13 protein-coding genes are annotated in these 14,294 nt (G+C 59.8%); 9 read left to right on the plus strand and 4 right to left on the minus strand.

The genetic code is table 11. The features are described from left to right. Window positions 1–259: 259 nt before the first annotated feature. Together OG203_RS24670 and OG203_RS24675 are read right to left on the minus strand one after the other, a co-directional pair. A complete protein-coding gene (locus OG203_RS24670) occupies window positions 260–1,180 on the minus strand; it encodes a DUF5926 family protein (protein WP_405159645.1) in 921 nt (306 codons plus the stop codon). 209 nt (window positions 1,181–1,389) lie between these two features. After that, a complete protein-coding gene (locus tag OG203_RS24675; protein WP_405159646.1) occupies window positions 1,390–2,781 on the minus strand; it encodes a hypothetical protein in 1,392 nt (463 codons plus the stop codon). Window positions 2,782–4,330: 1,549 nt separating this feature from the next. On the opposite strand from OG203_RS24675, the gene OG203_RS24680 reads away from it, so the two are divergent. The 7 genes from OG203_RS24680 to OG203_RS24710 all read left to right on the plus strand — a co-directional run bounded on the left by OG203_RS24680 (window position 4,331) and on the right by OG203_RS24710 (window position 10,338). Then, complete coding sequence (locus OG203_RS24680) at window positions 4,331–4,828, plus strand: hypothetical protein (protein WP_405159647.1); 498 nt, start codon at window positions 4,331–4,333, stop codon at window positions 4,826–4,828. 41 nt (window positions 4,829–4,869) lie between these two features. Continuing rightward, window positions 4,870–6,087 carry a hypothetical protein gene (locus OG203_RS24685; RefSeq protein ID WP_405159648.1) on the plus strand — a complete coding sequence of 406 codons (1,218 nt, stop codon included), beginning with the start codon at window positions 4,870–4,872 and terminating at the stop codon, window positions 6,085–6,087. A gap of 1,063 nt (window positions 6,088–7,150) precedes the next feature. Beyond that, the gene (locus tag OG203_RS24690) at window positions 7,151–7,417 is read left to right on the plus strand and encodes a hypothetical protein (RefSeq protein WP_405159649.1); all 267 of its coding nucleotides are present in this window, start codon (window positions 7,151–7,153) and stop codon (window positions 7,415–7,417) included. Between the two features lie 237 nt (window positions 7,418–7,654). Then, on the plus strand, window positions 7,655–7,921 hold the full coding sequence (locus OG203_RS24695) for a hypothetical protein (RefSeq protein ID WP_405159650.1): 267 nt from the start codon (window positions 7,655–7,657) through the stop codon (window positions 7,919–7,921). Continuing rightward, complete coding sequence (locus OG203_RS24700) at window positions 7,918–8,871, plus strand: hypothetical protein (protein WP_405159651.1); 954 nt, start codon at window positions 7,918–7,920, stop codon at window positions 8,869–8,871. The genes OG203_RS24695 and OG203_RS24700 overlap by 4 nt, the downstream gene beginning before the upstream one ends. 166 nt (window positions 8,872–9,037) lie before the next feature. After that, window positions 9,038–9,226: a hypothetical protein gene (locus OG203_RS24705; RefSeq protein WP_405159652.1), complete on the plus strand. Its 189-nt coding sequence runs from the start codon at window positions 9,038–9,040 to the stop codon at window positions 9,224–9,226. 251 nt (window positions 9,227–9,477) lie between these two features. Continuing rightward, window positions 9,478–10,338 carry a hypothetical protein gene (locus OG203_RS24710; RefSeq protein ID WP_405159653.1) on the plus strand — a complete coding sequence of 287 codons (861 nt, stop codon included), beginning with the start codon at window positions 9,478–9,480 and terminating at the stop codon, window positions 10,336–10,338. Between the two features lie 132 nt (window positions 10,339–10,470). Here OG203_RS24710 and OG203_RS24715 read toward each other — a convergent pair whose 3' ends face one another. Next, window positions 10,471–12,072, minus strand: coding sequence for a helix-turn-helix domain-containing protein (locus OG203_RS24715; protein WP_405159654.1), 1,602 nt, complete (start codon window positions 12,070–12,072; stop codon window positions 10,471–10,473). A gap of 176 nt (window positions 12,073–12,248) precedes the next feature. Further along, on the minus strand, window positions 12,249–12,794 hold the full coding sequence (locus tag OG203_RS24720; protein ID WP_405159655.1) for a hypothetical protein: 546 nt from the start codon (window positions 12,792–12,794) through the stop codon (window positions 12,249–12,251). Window positions 12,795–12,934: 140 nt separating this feature from the next. Between OG203_RS24720 and OG203_RS24725 the strand changes: the two genes are divergently transcribed. Both OG203_RS24725 and OG203_RS24730 read left to right on the plus strand, forming a co-directional pair. Next, window positions 12,935–13,126 (plus strand): helix-turn-helix transcriptional regulator, encoded by a 192-nt coding sequence (locus OG203_RS24725; protein WP_405167992.1) that lies wholly within the window; start codon window positions 12,935–12,937, stop codon window positions 13,124–13,126. A 9-nt stretch (window positions 13,127–13,135) separates the two neighbouring features. After that, complete coding sequence (locus tag OG203_RS24730; RefSeq protein WP_405159656.1) at window positions 13,136–14,242, plus strand: tyrosine-type recombinase/integrase; 1,107 nt, start codon at window positions 13,136–13,138, stop codon at window positions 14,240–14,242. Window positions 14,243–14,294 lie beyond the last annotated feature (52 nt).

Below are 14,294 nucleotides of genomic sequence, written 5' to 3' on the forward strand. Positions count from 1 at the left end.
CAGCGTTTCCGCTTAATGCGAAAAGGCCCAGCTCTTCGTGAAGAGCTGGGCCTTTTGCCGTTTCGGCAGACAGCCTACTTGGCACTCATGGTGCTGAGCAGGGTCCGGAGCGCGGCGATCAGTTCGTCCATGGAGTCTTTTCCTCTTTCATCATCAGGTCGGTGAGTCCACCAGCGTCCGATAGTAGCGGAGAACTCAACCGCGACGATATTTGAAAGGAGGATTTTTCATAAAATTCTGGTCACCGATTTGCCGGGGTTCAGCGCAGGGTCACCTGACGCGATCGCAGGCCATCCCGCGACCGTCGCTCACCGGCGGTCAACGGTGCGTCCGAGGCGAGCGCCTCGGCCAGTCGAGCATCGAATTCCTGTGCGGGCTTTGCCCATTCGTCCGGATGCTGTTCGGGATCGAGGTCGAAGACCGGGACGAGCACACCGTGCGTGCGGAACGAACCGGCGAACCGGGAACCCTCGCCGAGCTGCAGACCACCGGCGGCATGCAGGCGGGCCAGCGCGAGCATCAGGTCGTCCTCGTGCTCCGGACGGACCCAGCGGATGTGCGCCTTGTCGCCCGCGTCCACCCACCACGCCGCGCCGACCGCGTCCGGCCCGAGCGCGATCCGTGCCGACGGCTTGATCGCCTGCTTGGCCTGTTCGATGGTGGCGGCGACCTGCGGGTCGGGCTGTACGCCTTCCGGCACCCACCAGTCGAAGTCTTGGTGCACAGTGAGTTCCAGGTCCGCGCCGGGATCGATCACATCGGCCAGCCGCGGGCCACCTGCCACGCTCTCCACCGACGCCAGCGAGTCGCCGGGCTCGGCGGACTGCGTCCACAGGATGGACGCGGCGAGGTCGGCGCCGAGATCGGCACCCTGGAACTGCACCTGCGCGCCGACGTAACCGCTCGGCTCATCGCCAGCACGCACCAGCGCGGCCACCGCACCTGGTAGCACGGTGGCGAGCACGACCGGGCGCTCGGCGGCGACACCGGGCAGCAGCTTCAGTTCGGCGGTCGCCGACGGCACGAACTCGCACAGCGCGACCAGATCGCACTCCGCGGCCAGCCCCTCGAAGGGACGCGAGACGGTCTGGGCCGCCTGCTCGAGCGCCACCTTCCGCTCGGCGAGACGCAGTGCCCGGTTCCCTCCGGGCTTAGGACTATTCCGCTTGCTCTTACCCACGGTGCGGGAGCGTAGCAGGCAGGGGTTTGTTTCCTGGTGATGACCTGCAAAGTTGGTTTCCCTGCGGTTCCCTGCCGATCCCCCCGAATCCCGGCCTGTCACCAGGTGTTCCGGGAAATCTCCGGGATAGCCCGCATACGGTACCGGGGTACCAACCTGCACCAAGGATGGCAGCGAGGCTCGGGCGGGTTGGTCGAACACTCCGCCGTTCACGCCACCAGGAGCGTTCGAGCACGCTCATTGAAGTCCGCCACCAACGGATGCGGACCGAACGTCACCATGCGTTGCTGGATGTCCCGAACGGCTTCCACGGACCGAGACGACTTGACCTTGCTCGACAGGTTCACGGTCCGCACACCAGCAGCATGGGCCGCATCAAGGTCTCGGTTCTGAATATGGCTGACCGCCAATGCCGCATGGGACAGCGCGCCGCGCCGCGCTCGGTTCTGGCTGCGTGCATAGGCGATTGATCGCCGCGCGTGCGGAGCTGCCTCGTCTGGCTGGCCTAGATCCCGGAAGGCGTTCGCCCACTCGCCGCAGATGTACGCCTCATCAATGAACTTGGCCCACTCCGGTTCTTGATCGGACTCGACCTGTTCGAAGGCATGCTCGGCAGCGTTGACCGCGTGAGCGGTGCCGACCTTATCGCCGGTCGCTGCAAGCGCTCGTGCTTCGAGCGTCCACAAGTCAGCTAAGCATGCCGCAGAGTTGGCCTTGGCGAGACCCTGACGGCCCGCCTGAGCTAGACGACGGCCTTCGTGTGGATGTCCGAGCAACGTTGCCTGATCGGCCAGCCCTGCGAGGACGTGAGCACCGAGCGGCGCGTCCTTGGATTCCTCAGCAAGACGCAGAGCCTGGATCAAGTAGCGCTGAGCGGTGCCGTGCTCGCCGTTATCGAAGGCCATCCAACCCAGCAGATACGTCTGTTCGGCTGCTGCTCCGCACAGTGCCCGGCGTACTTCCTCGGTGTGGGTCCGGCGAAGCAGTGGGTAGACGTGTTCGTTCATGTAGGCAGCCAGGACCAGACGGCCCGAGCCGCCGCCCTGGAAGATGTCCATCTCCTGGAACGTGCCGAACATGTTCTTCACAGCTGTGACGTCTTCGAGCCGGACGCGTTGCCGTTCGTCGGGCAACTGGTCGAGGGTGTTCAGTAGCCAGTCACGGGACGGACCGATGGCCGCGACTGCTGCAAAGGGTGCGGCCGTGAGTAGCTTCCTGCGGTCCACGTCTGCCCTTCCTAGGTCGGCAACGGCTTCCACCGTCTCAGTCAACGATGGGCTATAGGTCAGCGATCGGTCAACCGCATCACCTAGACCCAGGTCATAGGTTGTCACGCGGTAGCCGAACCGTGCGGAGAACAGATCCGCCAGGATCGCCGGAACCGGCGGCCGAGGGTGTTCACCTTCGTCAACCCAGCGCCGCACGCTCGAGCTGTCCGGCCTGACGTGGTGCTCGCCCCACTCGAAGGCGAGACCGCGTACTTGCCGTGCCAGCTCGCCACGACTCCATCCGGAACGGGTCAGCCACTCTTCAAGGTGCACGTTCGGACTCTTCATCCTGATCACCCGTTGGTCTAGTGGTGGTAGCGAATTCACCACCATTCAACACCCCTAGCCACCTGCTCGTGGCAGCTCAGGACATCCACACTCAGTTTGTGCCCGGTAGGTGTCCTTGGTCATTCGGCACTTCACCCTTCCGCTGGGGCCGGGCGCACCTAATCCGTTCGATGCGAGCAGGGGGCTCTGAAGCGCGATGGAACGCACACCGTTTGGGGACACACCGGAGTCCCGATGTAGCTACTACCGGTTGGTCTGTGGACTAGCCGCCAACATTGACCCGCCTGGTTCCGGTCGTCTCACCTTCCCCGCCGGGAGTATCGCCGCGCTGACCATGCCTGGGCGGCTGGGGATGGTGCTACGGACCTATATGCAGCAACACGGCATAGAGCTCGGCCCGATCGTGGCGCACACCGGATCGAACCGGTGGACGTTCCTGACACGGCCTGACGTACCCGATGACGACACTCGGCTGTTCAAGGACATGTTCAGGCTCAACGTCATGATCGTGCGTGCCGGGTGCATCGCGTTGCCGTCGCCGACGGCGGAAACCGGGGCAGTGAGGCGGTGGATTGAGTTCCCGCGCAATACGTTCCGCCCCTCGGGCGGTGTTGTAGTGAACGCGATACTCGCGTGTACCGGCGTCAGTAGGGATTCGCAACCGCTGGCGGTGCATCGTGGCTGATCGGCACAGACTCAGCAAGACTCAGCTGTTGGTCATGCGCGCGATGAACGATGGTCGGGCACACGACGTAGACGATCTAGCAGCGGACCTAGGCATTTCCAGCCGAGTTGTGGCGCGGACGATGACCTGGCTTAAGCAGGAGGGCTACACCCAGTTCGCGCGGTCGTGGCGACTGGCACCGGTCGCACGTCGGGAGCTGGCTTCACTCGCCATCGAATCAGTCAGCAAGCCGGAGCCGCGAAGATGAGCACGCGCCTGTCTCCGCACCCTGACGAGCCAGACGTCCACCTCGTCGTGGTTCTGGGCGGTGTCCGGCTCGACTTCGCTGTGTGCCGAACAGCCGCACTGAACTTCATAATTGATCACCGGCACCATCACTACGTAGACGCCGTATCCGTAATCCCTGGCGAGACAACAGGTTTGCGACGGCTGCCGACCGAGCGACTGTACGAGGGGCCATGATGATGCTTGGTTCTGGGAGTAGGCCCGTAGCGGTCGGCTACCTCCGCAAAGACATAGCTGGGATAGCGCAGGTCTGGAATGAGACTCAAATACGTAGCCTGGCAAAGCGGCTCGGCTACAACCTTGCCAAGACCGTAGTCTTCGGCGCGAGCACCGAGCACCCCATACCGGAACTGATATCCGTGGCACGACGGGCGAAGGCGGATGCCGTAATCGTGCCCAGCGCAACGCACTTCGAAGACAACGACATCCCTGCGGAACTCACACAAGTTGTCGACGTAGTCACCGTGTCGCCTGAACACACTTACGCCCGTTGGGCGTTGAACCCGACACGGTGGAGCGACACTAGCCAAGGCCCGCCATGACAGAGACAACCTGCTTGTACCTTGACCCGTGAGCGTTTCGACCGACGCACGTCGCAACAAGCCACTATGAGGAGAAGCCACAATGGACGACCAGATGGGATTCGACATCGAGTTCGATGACAAAACCCAAGCATTTATTGAATGGGTCGCACCCGAACGCATGGAAGCGCAAATACAGGCTTTCCTTACCGAGACCGTTCCCGGCATAGCGCACTACGCGGATGAGTGGTGGCGATCGCCATTGACGAAGCAAGTCCTGGCAGCAACCAAGGAATTATTTGAAGGCCGGGACGGATTTCTCGCCTTCGATAATCGGGATTCGGCAGACAGTTTCATTCGCTTCTATGGCGAGTGCTTCGTACGTCGCGCCGGAATGACTTGGACCAACCGGCCGGAGTGGAGCAGTCAACCGCTTTACTCCGATTTCAGCCCTGCCGTGCACGACGGCAAGGGCGACGAGGCACGGAATATTCTAGCGATGACCGATTATCTGTTCCTCGAAGACGACGGCCCGGACATGGCGGACTACGTGATTACCTCAGCCGCCCGCGATATGCGGAAATCTCGAAATGACAAATAGCATCTAACTTCTCGACTTGATAATCGGGGGTGGGCATAATCATGCCCGACGAATACGACGCTGCACGTAAGAACCTGACCAACTATGAAAAGGGCCTGTACTTCGAACTGGGCAGAGCGCACGAGATGGGGGAAACTCCCGATCGGGGGTGGGTTAAGCAGTTCAGAATACAGACCCCTAAAGGTCCGCGCATATTGGACAACGCGCGTACCGTCGACCGGGGCATTGAAGCCAAAGAGCGTAAATCCGGCAGAGTCAACGAGCGAGACGCATGCGAGCAGATAGCCAAAGAGCACGCGAGTATCAGTACGGGTCAGATAGTCCGTTCCACATGGGAAACCGTAGTCGGTGAAAAAGTTCCAGAGAAGACCTTGGAATTAATGCGGATTACCGCCGACGCAACTAAAGGCAAGTTCCAACACGTCGAAATCAGCCGAGAGGCAGCGGCACGCTCTATCGTCATCGGCAAGAGCCTTGCCAGTCAGCAACTCGAATTAATTAAGCCGTACGAGCTGCAAAGGGCCGACCGAGCACGGGAACGCCTTGCGAAGATCCGAGTGATCGTGAAAGCGCGGGAGGAAAAAGAGCGCGCCCAAGCCGCCGAGCGTGATGCCGCCAGGCGGGTTGCGTTGGAGTTTCCCGCCCCTGAGCATCTACGACGAATCGAAGCACCGACCACCGACCGAGCCAAAGAACGCGAAACACCGCAGACCGAGCGCGATCGGGTCACCCGGGAAGCTGGCGAGAAAGCCGTACGGGAATTCCAGGCCCGACTTAAGTCCGGCCCTGAGCCGTCCACAGGCAAAGCGCCGGAGAAGACCACGCCGGAACGCGAGACACCCGAAGCCGCACGGGCCAGAGTCGAACGCAAAGCCCGCGAACAGGTATTGAGAGAATTCCCATTTCCGGTGCCTAGCCAGGCTCAGGAGCGAGAAACAGTCGAGATCGGGGAACGATCTACCCCGGACCCGAATCAGGCTGCCAGCGTGGCACGTGAAGCCGCAGACAAGGCGAAGGCAGCTGAACGCGAAGCCGAAGCACGCGAAGCCGAGCGGCGGCAGACCGAGTTGGACCAGAAACGGGACGCGGCGTACCGCGAAATGCTGAATCAACCTCAGGTGCCGGAGCACATCCGACTAGGTCTGTCGCACGCACAGGCACCGCAGGCGGCTGTACGGACTCCGCCCGGACAAGCGCCCAGCGTCGAACGGGGTGGGACGCGAGGACTAGACGCACGCGGCATCGAGCGCACCCGTTGAGTCCGTGTCATCCAGTTACTTCCCGCGTGATGGTATGAGCTGCTGCGATGCCGCAGCCGGCCTCGGTCGGGCTATCGATGCGTTACCGCACGGTGCAGCTCCCGTGGACTAGGTAACGAAACCTCTAAACCCGTACACGATCGGGGAGCCGCATAACGAGCCGATGCAGAGACCCAGGGACAGGGAGTACCGGGTGGGACGTAGGCATCTAAGCGGTCGGCCGAATCCATAAGCACCCCCATGTTCTCTGGAGAACTTGGGGACCCGAGCACGCCGAATCCTCCACGGCTGGGGGACAACCAGACGACCGCAGGGACACCGCCGGTACGGGCGGCGGGTTAGCGAGAGGCCCGCACCGTGCTGCCCCGGAGAGGCACCCGCGCCGACCACAGCTACCTGTGTGGATATCCCTGTCGCGTGCAATGACGGCACTCAGAGGGATCGGAGCGCAAGCCGCCGTGGTCGGCCCAGTGGAGCCGCCCTCGAATTCACTCAAGGCGCTTCCAGTTTGGGTAGGTTACCGATTCAATCCGGGTGATTCCGAACCTTAGCGGGAATCAGTCAATTTCCGGTGATGTTCATCACATGAAATAGGGCGACCTGGGGAAATGTCGGAAAACCCCGGAATCCGGACACCCATATACATATAGAGGGGTAGCGAAGCGACCGCTCCGGCAAACACTATTCCGTCGGCCTTTCCTACGGACTCTTAGTAACAATCCGGTCACGAAAAATGGCTGCTTCGGCAAAAGCCCAGGTCAAGCGAAATCGACCCTCAGCTATATACATATAGACGGGTAATGCCCGTCGCTCATCCAGTGCGGCTTCGGCTGCATTTTTGTTTGGCCAGCACGAATAACCATATCCGAAAGGAGATGATGGACATGGACACATGCCGAAGAGGGCACCCTACTCGTAGTTCGCAAGATCGCTACGCGAACGGCCGATGCCGTCGCTGTATCGCCAACGCCAACGAAAATTATCGCATCCGATGCCGGAACGCTCTCCGCGTATTGAAAGAAGCCGACGCGTTCACATGACCAGAATGGAAACGAATAGATCAATGACCACAACTTATTTCAGCATGACCAACGGCCGCCGGAGTGAACCGTCCGACGCCGAAAAGCAAGAACTGTTCAATGCCTGGTTCGACTCCGACCGGCACCAGGCGTACCGCCAAGCTCGTGCCGCTGGAGGCGGTGCCCTATTGGACAGGGCAGACGCTTACGCGTTGTTCTGTCGACGTTGGCAACGTCCGCAATCGCCCGCCGGTTTGGCGCAACGGACCCTCACCGACATAAACCGTCACGCGTTCAATCCCGCCGCCTAGGCGGCTCCGTGAACCGAAACTGATACTCGGTTACCGGTAGGGCGTGAAAGGCTGCCAGCGAGGCAGCCAGAGGGCATTACGACGCCCTGCTTATGAACACCTACCCTGGGGGGAGGGACCCTTTAAGCGACGTAACGGACAGTCCTCGGTCATACGGGCCGCACGCACACAGGCACCCCCGCCCCCTTTAGCACAAAGAAAGCTCCGCCGATTCGAGGCGGTTGCATCGAGGCAGTTATGAATAACCTTGCCCGAGCGGACGCAGAAGGCGATCCGCTGACGATTCTGAAAACCCTGCGGACCCGGCTTATCGGCGCGTTGGACGACGCGCCTCCCGGTGTTATTCCGCAGTTGGCTAAACAGATCGCTGATTTGACTATACGTATCGCGGATATCAGTCCCGCCGCCGTCGACCGAACCGAAATCGATGATTTCCATGACGCATTTAATGCGGCGCTATCCTACGACGAACAGCAAATACAACAGAACGGTAACGCACAATGAGCAACGATATTATTTACTCGACGTACCCGACATACAGCAAGTACCGGAACGACAAGACTATAATGGAAGCCCTGAAAAGCCTCCCTGGGTTCACCGAGGCAGGCTCAGCGCTTGCCGAAGCTGAAGAGAAGCTTCGACAGTTGTACGCCCAGCGGCAAGAACTCGACAATACCGACCTTACCGACACGATTATCGAGACCGGACACATCCCCGATTCGTGGCTAAAATCTATCGCAGCTAAACAAGTCGAGCGGGCAACGCTCGACCTGACTATCGGCGCGGTGGATGAGCTTCAAAATAGGGCGAAGTCCAGGCTTGAGAGTTTGGCGTCTATGGGAACCGATTCGATCCTGTCTCATTTGGATACGAAGCTTCAAGACCTGATCGACAGTATTCGCCCAGCTGTAGAGGAACTGAACGGGGCGGCTACCGCCGCCGACGCGGTAGAACTGGGTACGGCCGAAGCGTGGCGGAAGATTTCCCACGTGACCGGCGAATATAACCAACTCCGCGCATCACAGGAAAAGGTGATGATCGATGCCAATAGTTATGTGTGGTCTCGTGCTCGTTCAATTCGGTCTCGGGACGTTCGGGCGAGTGACGGAATTATCGGCAATCTCGATACCGTGTGGCCGACGTGGAATACCCGGGAGCCGGTACCCGCAGGGTTTGAAGGTAGCGTTTTCTCGGCAACCACCGAGGGTGAACCGTGGCCGTTCGACAACGCCGAATTCCTGGCTTGGGCCGTAAGCGCGGGCGCGCTTTTGTGGATTCCTACCGTCAGGGAATTAATAACGCTATCGAAGGCTCGACACGAAGACGCGTTGGCGTGGGCGGACGAACTCGCCGAACAATACCGCAAGAACCGGAAAGAGCTGGAAGCAGCTATTTCTGACGGCAAGGTCCCGCCGCTCGTGCAAAAAGAACTCTGGAACCGTGGACTGCTGTGACCGCGAGTAGCGACAGTGAAGAAGAGCCGGTGTACAAAGTGGTAGTGCCACTGAGCAGTAAGCCGTCTAAAGCGGATGACGTGATCAGGGAGCCGGGCAAGGTCCCGGCTCGGCTCGTATACGAAATGTGGAAATCTAGCTACCGCAGTCGAGGAGTGTTGTAATTATGGGAGACGAGCAAGAACAAAATCCGGCCCTGTCCGGGCGGCAAAAAGGTCAGCTCGAAGCTATCCGCCGTGGCTGGCTCAAACCAGATGACACCGACCAAGCCGAGCAGGCGGTTGATGCGTCGACAAGGACAGGACGTGAACTCGGCTTAGCCGAAGCCGCACGCCGCTTCGGCAACCGACGCTGAGAACTCCGTAAAGGACTCTCATTGCGATTCTGGGCCACTCAATTGCCCAGATAGGACCACCCCCAGGTCTGAACTCCTTAACCGGCTCCGAGGGCCGATATTTCAGCTCGGGGGGACCGTGGCCGGTATGCCTGAGGGTGGGCCACATGGGGCAGAGGAGGGGCTCCCCGCCACCCGGCAATGGTGTTCGGGTTGCAAGCACATGGCCAGATCGCATGGCTAACCGGGAAACAGCGACTACGATCGGCGAGGTGACTACGCCCGGCCCCGCTTCAACGCCCGATCACCAAAGAGGTAGCTCGGAGGAAATTGCTAACCCTGACGGCGACTCTTCATTTGGCGCATTGCTTGTGACTAGCAATTTCGGCCCAGAGCCCCAATTGAGATCGTTCAATAAAGTACAGAACGATATTCGAACTCTCTTACTTCGATGCTCAGACTACGAATGCTCACAGTTCATGGAGAGCGACAGCATCGTTCCCGATGATTGGTACGGCGTCGTCGACTACTACAGTATCGGGGAAGATGATTGGACTCTCGAAGGCATCACAGATTTAGTTGATCCTCGCCGCCCCGATTTGGTAGAGCGTTTGTACCCGCCCATCCTTGTTCATGTGGCCGGAGCGGCGGTAAATCCATGGTTGGAGATCATCGCTGCCGCCGGAGGGACGGCAGCATTGGCTCGAGCCGGATGGAAGGCGTTGGTCCATGCGAATGAAATCTTCGACTTCTTCGTCAGGGTGCGAAACTGGCGCTTTGAAAACGAAGCTCGGGTGAGCCGCCTAAAAGAGCTAGCAGTCAGAGATCGATGTGAAACTGTAGTGACGATAATCGATCAATTGGATGGGTCAGCGCGAGGCGTTGCCGCCGCTCATCTGTTGTCGATGGCTCTTGGGCTAAGTGAAGAATCGCTGGATTCGGTGCGTATGGAGCAAATTTCCTCCGACGAAGCCGAGACTCGGCGGTCACATATTGAGCGAATGGTGTCTAGCGAAATATTGAACAGACCCGAAACGACTTTGCGAGATGTACCCACATCCTTGAGGCGTGCGAATCCGAGCGAACTGGATAGCGGTGGTCCAAACGGCGAACTAACACGGGGTAGCGACTAATAGATCTGATACTTCTGAGTGTTCCGACACTTTTCAGTGAACTGACCTACGGCACGACGAAGGCCCCGGCGCAAACCGGGGTCTATTTTCGCTCCTAAGCCACGAACCAAGGGGCTTCCTGCCCTGGACGATTCAGACGATGCCGGGCCACTCCCCGGACTCCCAGCGTCGACGTTCCTCGTCGGCAAGCTCCGGATCGATCTCCTCCCTAACCTGAGCCTCTATCGTGGCTTTGTCCTCATCGGTCAACTCATCTGCTGCGCCCTGTTGGCGTGCGCCCTTCAATCGCAGTGCAGTACGGAAACCTTCACGGTTCCGTTCGTTCTGTTCGACTTGTCGAATCGCTCGTTCAACCGAACCCAGTTCGACCGCCAACTCATCCAACCGGCGGGAGTCTCCTCCAGCCTCCCACCGACTACCAGTCTTCACGGCCAAACCGTGACGGCTCAACGCCTTCAAGTGTCGGTCGATAGTCCGACGTGAGCCGTCGATCGCTTCGGCAATCTCCTGTGCCGTCACCGGACGGCCAAGATTCCTCAACGTCAACCACGTCGCACCCGGGCCCCTACCGAGTCCGGACCCGTTCCTGAACACCGGGTGCATCAACACCCGGTCATCATCGAGTTGGCCATAACTACTCCACATAGTTCTTTCATTAACTATGGGGGGCGAACTATGTGCAGTCATCTTGTCCACATCGGGGCCGAACCGGTAGGTATCGGAATCACCGATTTTGGCCGCTTTCACTCGTTCCAGCCAACCGGCGTCCACAAGACGCCGCAGTGCCCTCTGTGCTGTCTTCTCCTGCACCTGAGCAACCTCAGCGATACGCCGTGACCCGAACGCAAACACGGTCGTTACCGATGTCGTACCCAGTTCGCACAAAGCGAGCATCACCGACCGATCGGTGTTCCCGGTCCGTCCCTGCCACTGGTCAGCCATGACCAGTGCTCGAACCTTCTCGATATCGGCAACGATCCGCTGCGGAGATAGTTGTTCTGCCGACTTGTCCCATACACGAACCAGGAACTTGTCCGGGTCTTCGCTTCCTTCACCCTCCAAGAGTGCGAAATACTTCGCGCTACACCCGTTGGTTCGATTCGTCATCACAGCCCGAAAAGTGGTGAAGTCATAACCGGCACGGCGTAGCCCAGAAGCAACCGCTAACGCCATCGGCGCACGCCCCGCGTACTTAGCTTCGGTGTCACCGTCGTTGATCAACGACACCAACCAAACGGGAAGATTCGTAGACTTCGAAACGTCACGTTCCGAAGGTCCGAGTACCTCCAACGCTTTTTCTACCGTCTCCGGGGCAATCAGGGCGGTTTTCAGCCTTAGCCTATGCGGAGCCAACGGCGGACGAATCGTTTGCCGGTGAGCCGACTTCACCACACCGACCGCAACCGCTCGCCGATTCACCGCATCTCGATCATCGGTGCGGATATACAAATGCCGGTGCCCTTCTCGGCCGGAGGAAACGAGCAGCGTCGGCAACCCTTCTCCCTCCGCCCACTCTCTGAGCCAATCACCGGCCCCTACCAGTTTTGGCGTATCCAGGTCGAACGCCGCTAGCGTCGGTTTCACATCCACAAAGAACGCACGCCCCGACGACACCGCAGCCTCAATCGAAACCCACCCCTCAGGATCGGCACCGTTCCACTCATCTATCAACCGAGCATTACCACCCGGCTTCACCACCGCCAACGCAAGCGCCAGCACATCAGATTCCGACACAACCCCCCGCTCTCACCAACGATCAACATGCGAGAGCCACCGTACCGGCGCGACATGACACAAAGGTGACCCCCGCCTACATACCCGCGACACCGTTTCGTCGCTTACAGAGCTAACCAGAGCGGTCTACGCGGGCCGCACCGAGTAATCCTCCGACGGCAACAGCCGCATCCGTACTACTCCGGCAACAGTCCTTGAGGTGCCCCCGGAACGATCCGCGCAAGGATCATGTTTGCCTTGCTCGTGAGCTGCCCGCCAGCGCGGCCAGCACTGCCACTGAGAAGTTCCCTCTTCCTGGCCTGCCACATATGCCCCTTCACAGTGCTTGGTGTCTTGCCGACCATTTCAGCCAGGTATTCAAGGGGTTTGGTTTGCCCTCGGTTGGTTGCCGATACGTAGGCACTGGCCAGCAAGGCCAGGTAATCGTCCGTAACACCCTGTCCGAGAGCTTCTTTCAAGCGTTCGGCTCGTTCATTTTCACTACTAGTGCGGGACTTCGCCCACCGCTGGGAGGAGTCCAGCTGACGGCGCAGAGTTTCGAGAGCGCCCCGAAAGTCGATTTCCCGCAGGATGGTTGAGGAGATTCCACCGGCAGGATAGGACTCCGGATCAGCGGGTTCTATCAACAGCACACCCGGGCCACCGCTTTCCACTCCGGCAGGCCACTCCATCCGCACCACCCATTCACCCACGTCTTGGATGACGATTCGATCGTCGCTCATAGGGCGCAACCATACCCAACCCCTCCGCCACACAGGTTGAGATGAACCTCATTGGTCAACCTGCTTGCCAAACCGGTTGGGCATACATAGTCTGAGGTCCCCGGACAGACCGGGCAGCCCTGGAAGCAAGGAGGCTCCACCTGCACGAATCGACCAAATGGCTCAGTCGGAAAGAAGTGTCCGCGATCCTCGGCTACTCGCCGAAGACCCTGGCCAACTGGGCAGCAGAGAACAAGGGACCGCGTTTCGTGAGGGTCGGCGGCGGCCTATGTCGCTACCGGCTCTTTGACGTAATCGATTGGCAGAACAGCCAGTTCAATACCGCAGCGTAAGTAGGGAAAATGGCTAGTGTTTGGATCAGCAACAAGAGCGGGAAGTACCTGGTCCGCTGGTACGTCGATAGCCCGAGCGAGGAGAAATCGGAGTCGTTTTCAAAGCTCGGCAGTGCGAAGGAGCCTGGGACTGCCCGCTATCGCAAGCGGGAGCTGGAAGAACAGATCGCGAAGGGCACGTACGTAGATCCCAAACTGTCGAAACAGCTGCTAGGCAAGGCAGTGGACAAGTGGGCCGGGCGTGCCAACAACGAAGGCACTGAACAGCAGCGATGGGCGCTGCACAGCGACCTTGGAGACCTAGAGCGCGTCCCCATCTCAGACCTACGAGCTCCGCACGTCCGCGATTGGGTCGACGTGCTCCTCAAGGGCCGCCCATGGCGAGACGAGAAGCCGCTACAGCCAGGAACCGTCAAGCGCCGATTGGATATGTTGAAGACGGTTCTCAATCAGCTTGTAGCGGATGACGTCCTGGTGAAGAACCAGGCTGCCTCGGTCAAGCTCCCACCGATCGACGCTGAAGTCCTGCCGGAGAATCTGATGACCCTCGAAGAGGGCCGAACCATGATGAGCGCCGCCAAGGACGACCGGATACGGGTCATGATCCTGATCGCCTTGCAGTGTGGGTTGCGGCCCGCCGAAATTGCCGGGCTACGAGTACGGGATATCGACACCGCGAACGCATCGCTTGCTGTGATGCAGCAGATCAGCAGAAAGCGGGTCGCTACCTCCGTCCTGAAGACGAAGGCTAGCCGCCGTTCAGTACCGATGCCCCTGTCCCTCATCTCGGAGGTCAAGCCGTTCATAGAGGGCAAGGGCTTGGATTCCTTGCTGTTCCAAACTCTGAACAACAAGCCGTACAGCAGTAAGGATCTAGGCGACTGGTTGCATCGGGTCGCACGACGGACGGAGCTGTCCCGCGTGTACACGTGGAGGGACTTCCGGCACTTCTACGCCTCCAGCTTGATCCGTCACGGCATCAACGTGAAGACCGTTCAGCGGCGCATGGGGCACTCCAGCGCAAAGGTGACGTTGGACATCTACACCCATGTTTGGCCGGACCAGGACGACAAGACGCGCGAGGCAATCGAACTCGTCTGGTTCGACGCCGCGTAGGGGTATGCACTCTGACGGCTCGGAGTGCACAGTAGTTCCGGGAAATCTCCGG

It is taken from the genome of Nocardia sp. NBC_01499 (genome assembly GCF_045040275.1).
Classification (GTDB): domain Bacteria; phylum Actinomycetota; class Actinomycetes; order Mycobacteriales; family Mycobacteriaceae; genus Nocardia.

Excerpts from the sequence above, each read along its gene's own strand:
- OG203_RS24675 (WP_405159646.1), bottom strand. The coding sequence starts at position 2,781 with ATGGTGGTGAATTCGCTACCACCACTAGACCAACGGGTGATCAGGATG.
- OG203_RS24680 (WP_405159647.1), top strand. The coding sequence starts at position 4,331 with ATGGACGACCAGATGGGATTCGACATCGAGTTCGATGACAAAACCCAA.
- OG203_RS24685 (WP_405159648.1), top strand. The coding sequence starts at position 4,870 with ATGCCCGACGAATACGACGCTGCACGTAAGAACCTGACCAACTATGAA.
- OG203_RS24690 (WP_405159649.1), top strand. The coding sequence starts at position 7,151 with ATGACCACAACTTATTTCAGCATGACCAACGGCCGCCGGAGTGAACCG.
- OG203_RS24695 (WP_405159650.1), top strand. The coding sequence starts at position 7,655 with ATGAATAACCTTGCCCGAGCGGACGCAGAAGGCGATCCGCTGACGATT.
- OG203_RS24700 (WP_405159651.1), top strand. The coding sequence starts at position 7,918 with ATGAGCAACGATATTATTTACTCGACGTACCCGACATACAGCAAGTAC.
- OG203_RS24705 (WP_405159652.1), top strand. The coding sequence starts at position 9,038 with ATGGGAGACGAGCAAGAACAAAATCCGGCCCTGTCCGGGCGGCAAAAA.
- OG203_RS24720 (WP_405159655.1), bottom strand. The coding sequence starts at position 12,794 with ATGAGCGACGATCGAATCGTCATCCAAGACGTGGGTGAATGGGTGGTG.
- OG203_RS24730 (WP_405159656.1), top strand. The coding sequence starts at position 13,136 with ATGGCTAGTGTTTGGATCAGCAACAAGAGCGGGAAGTACCTGGTCCGC.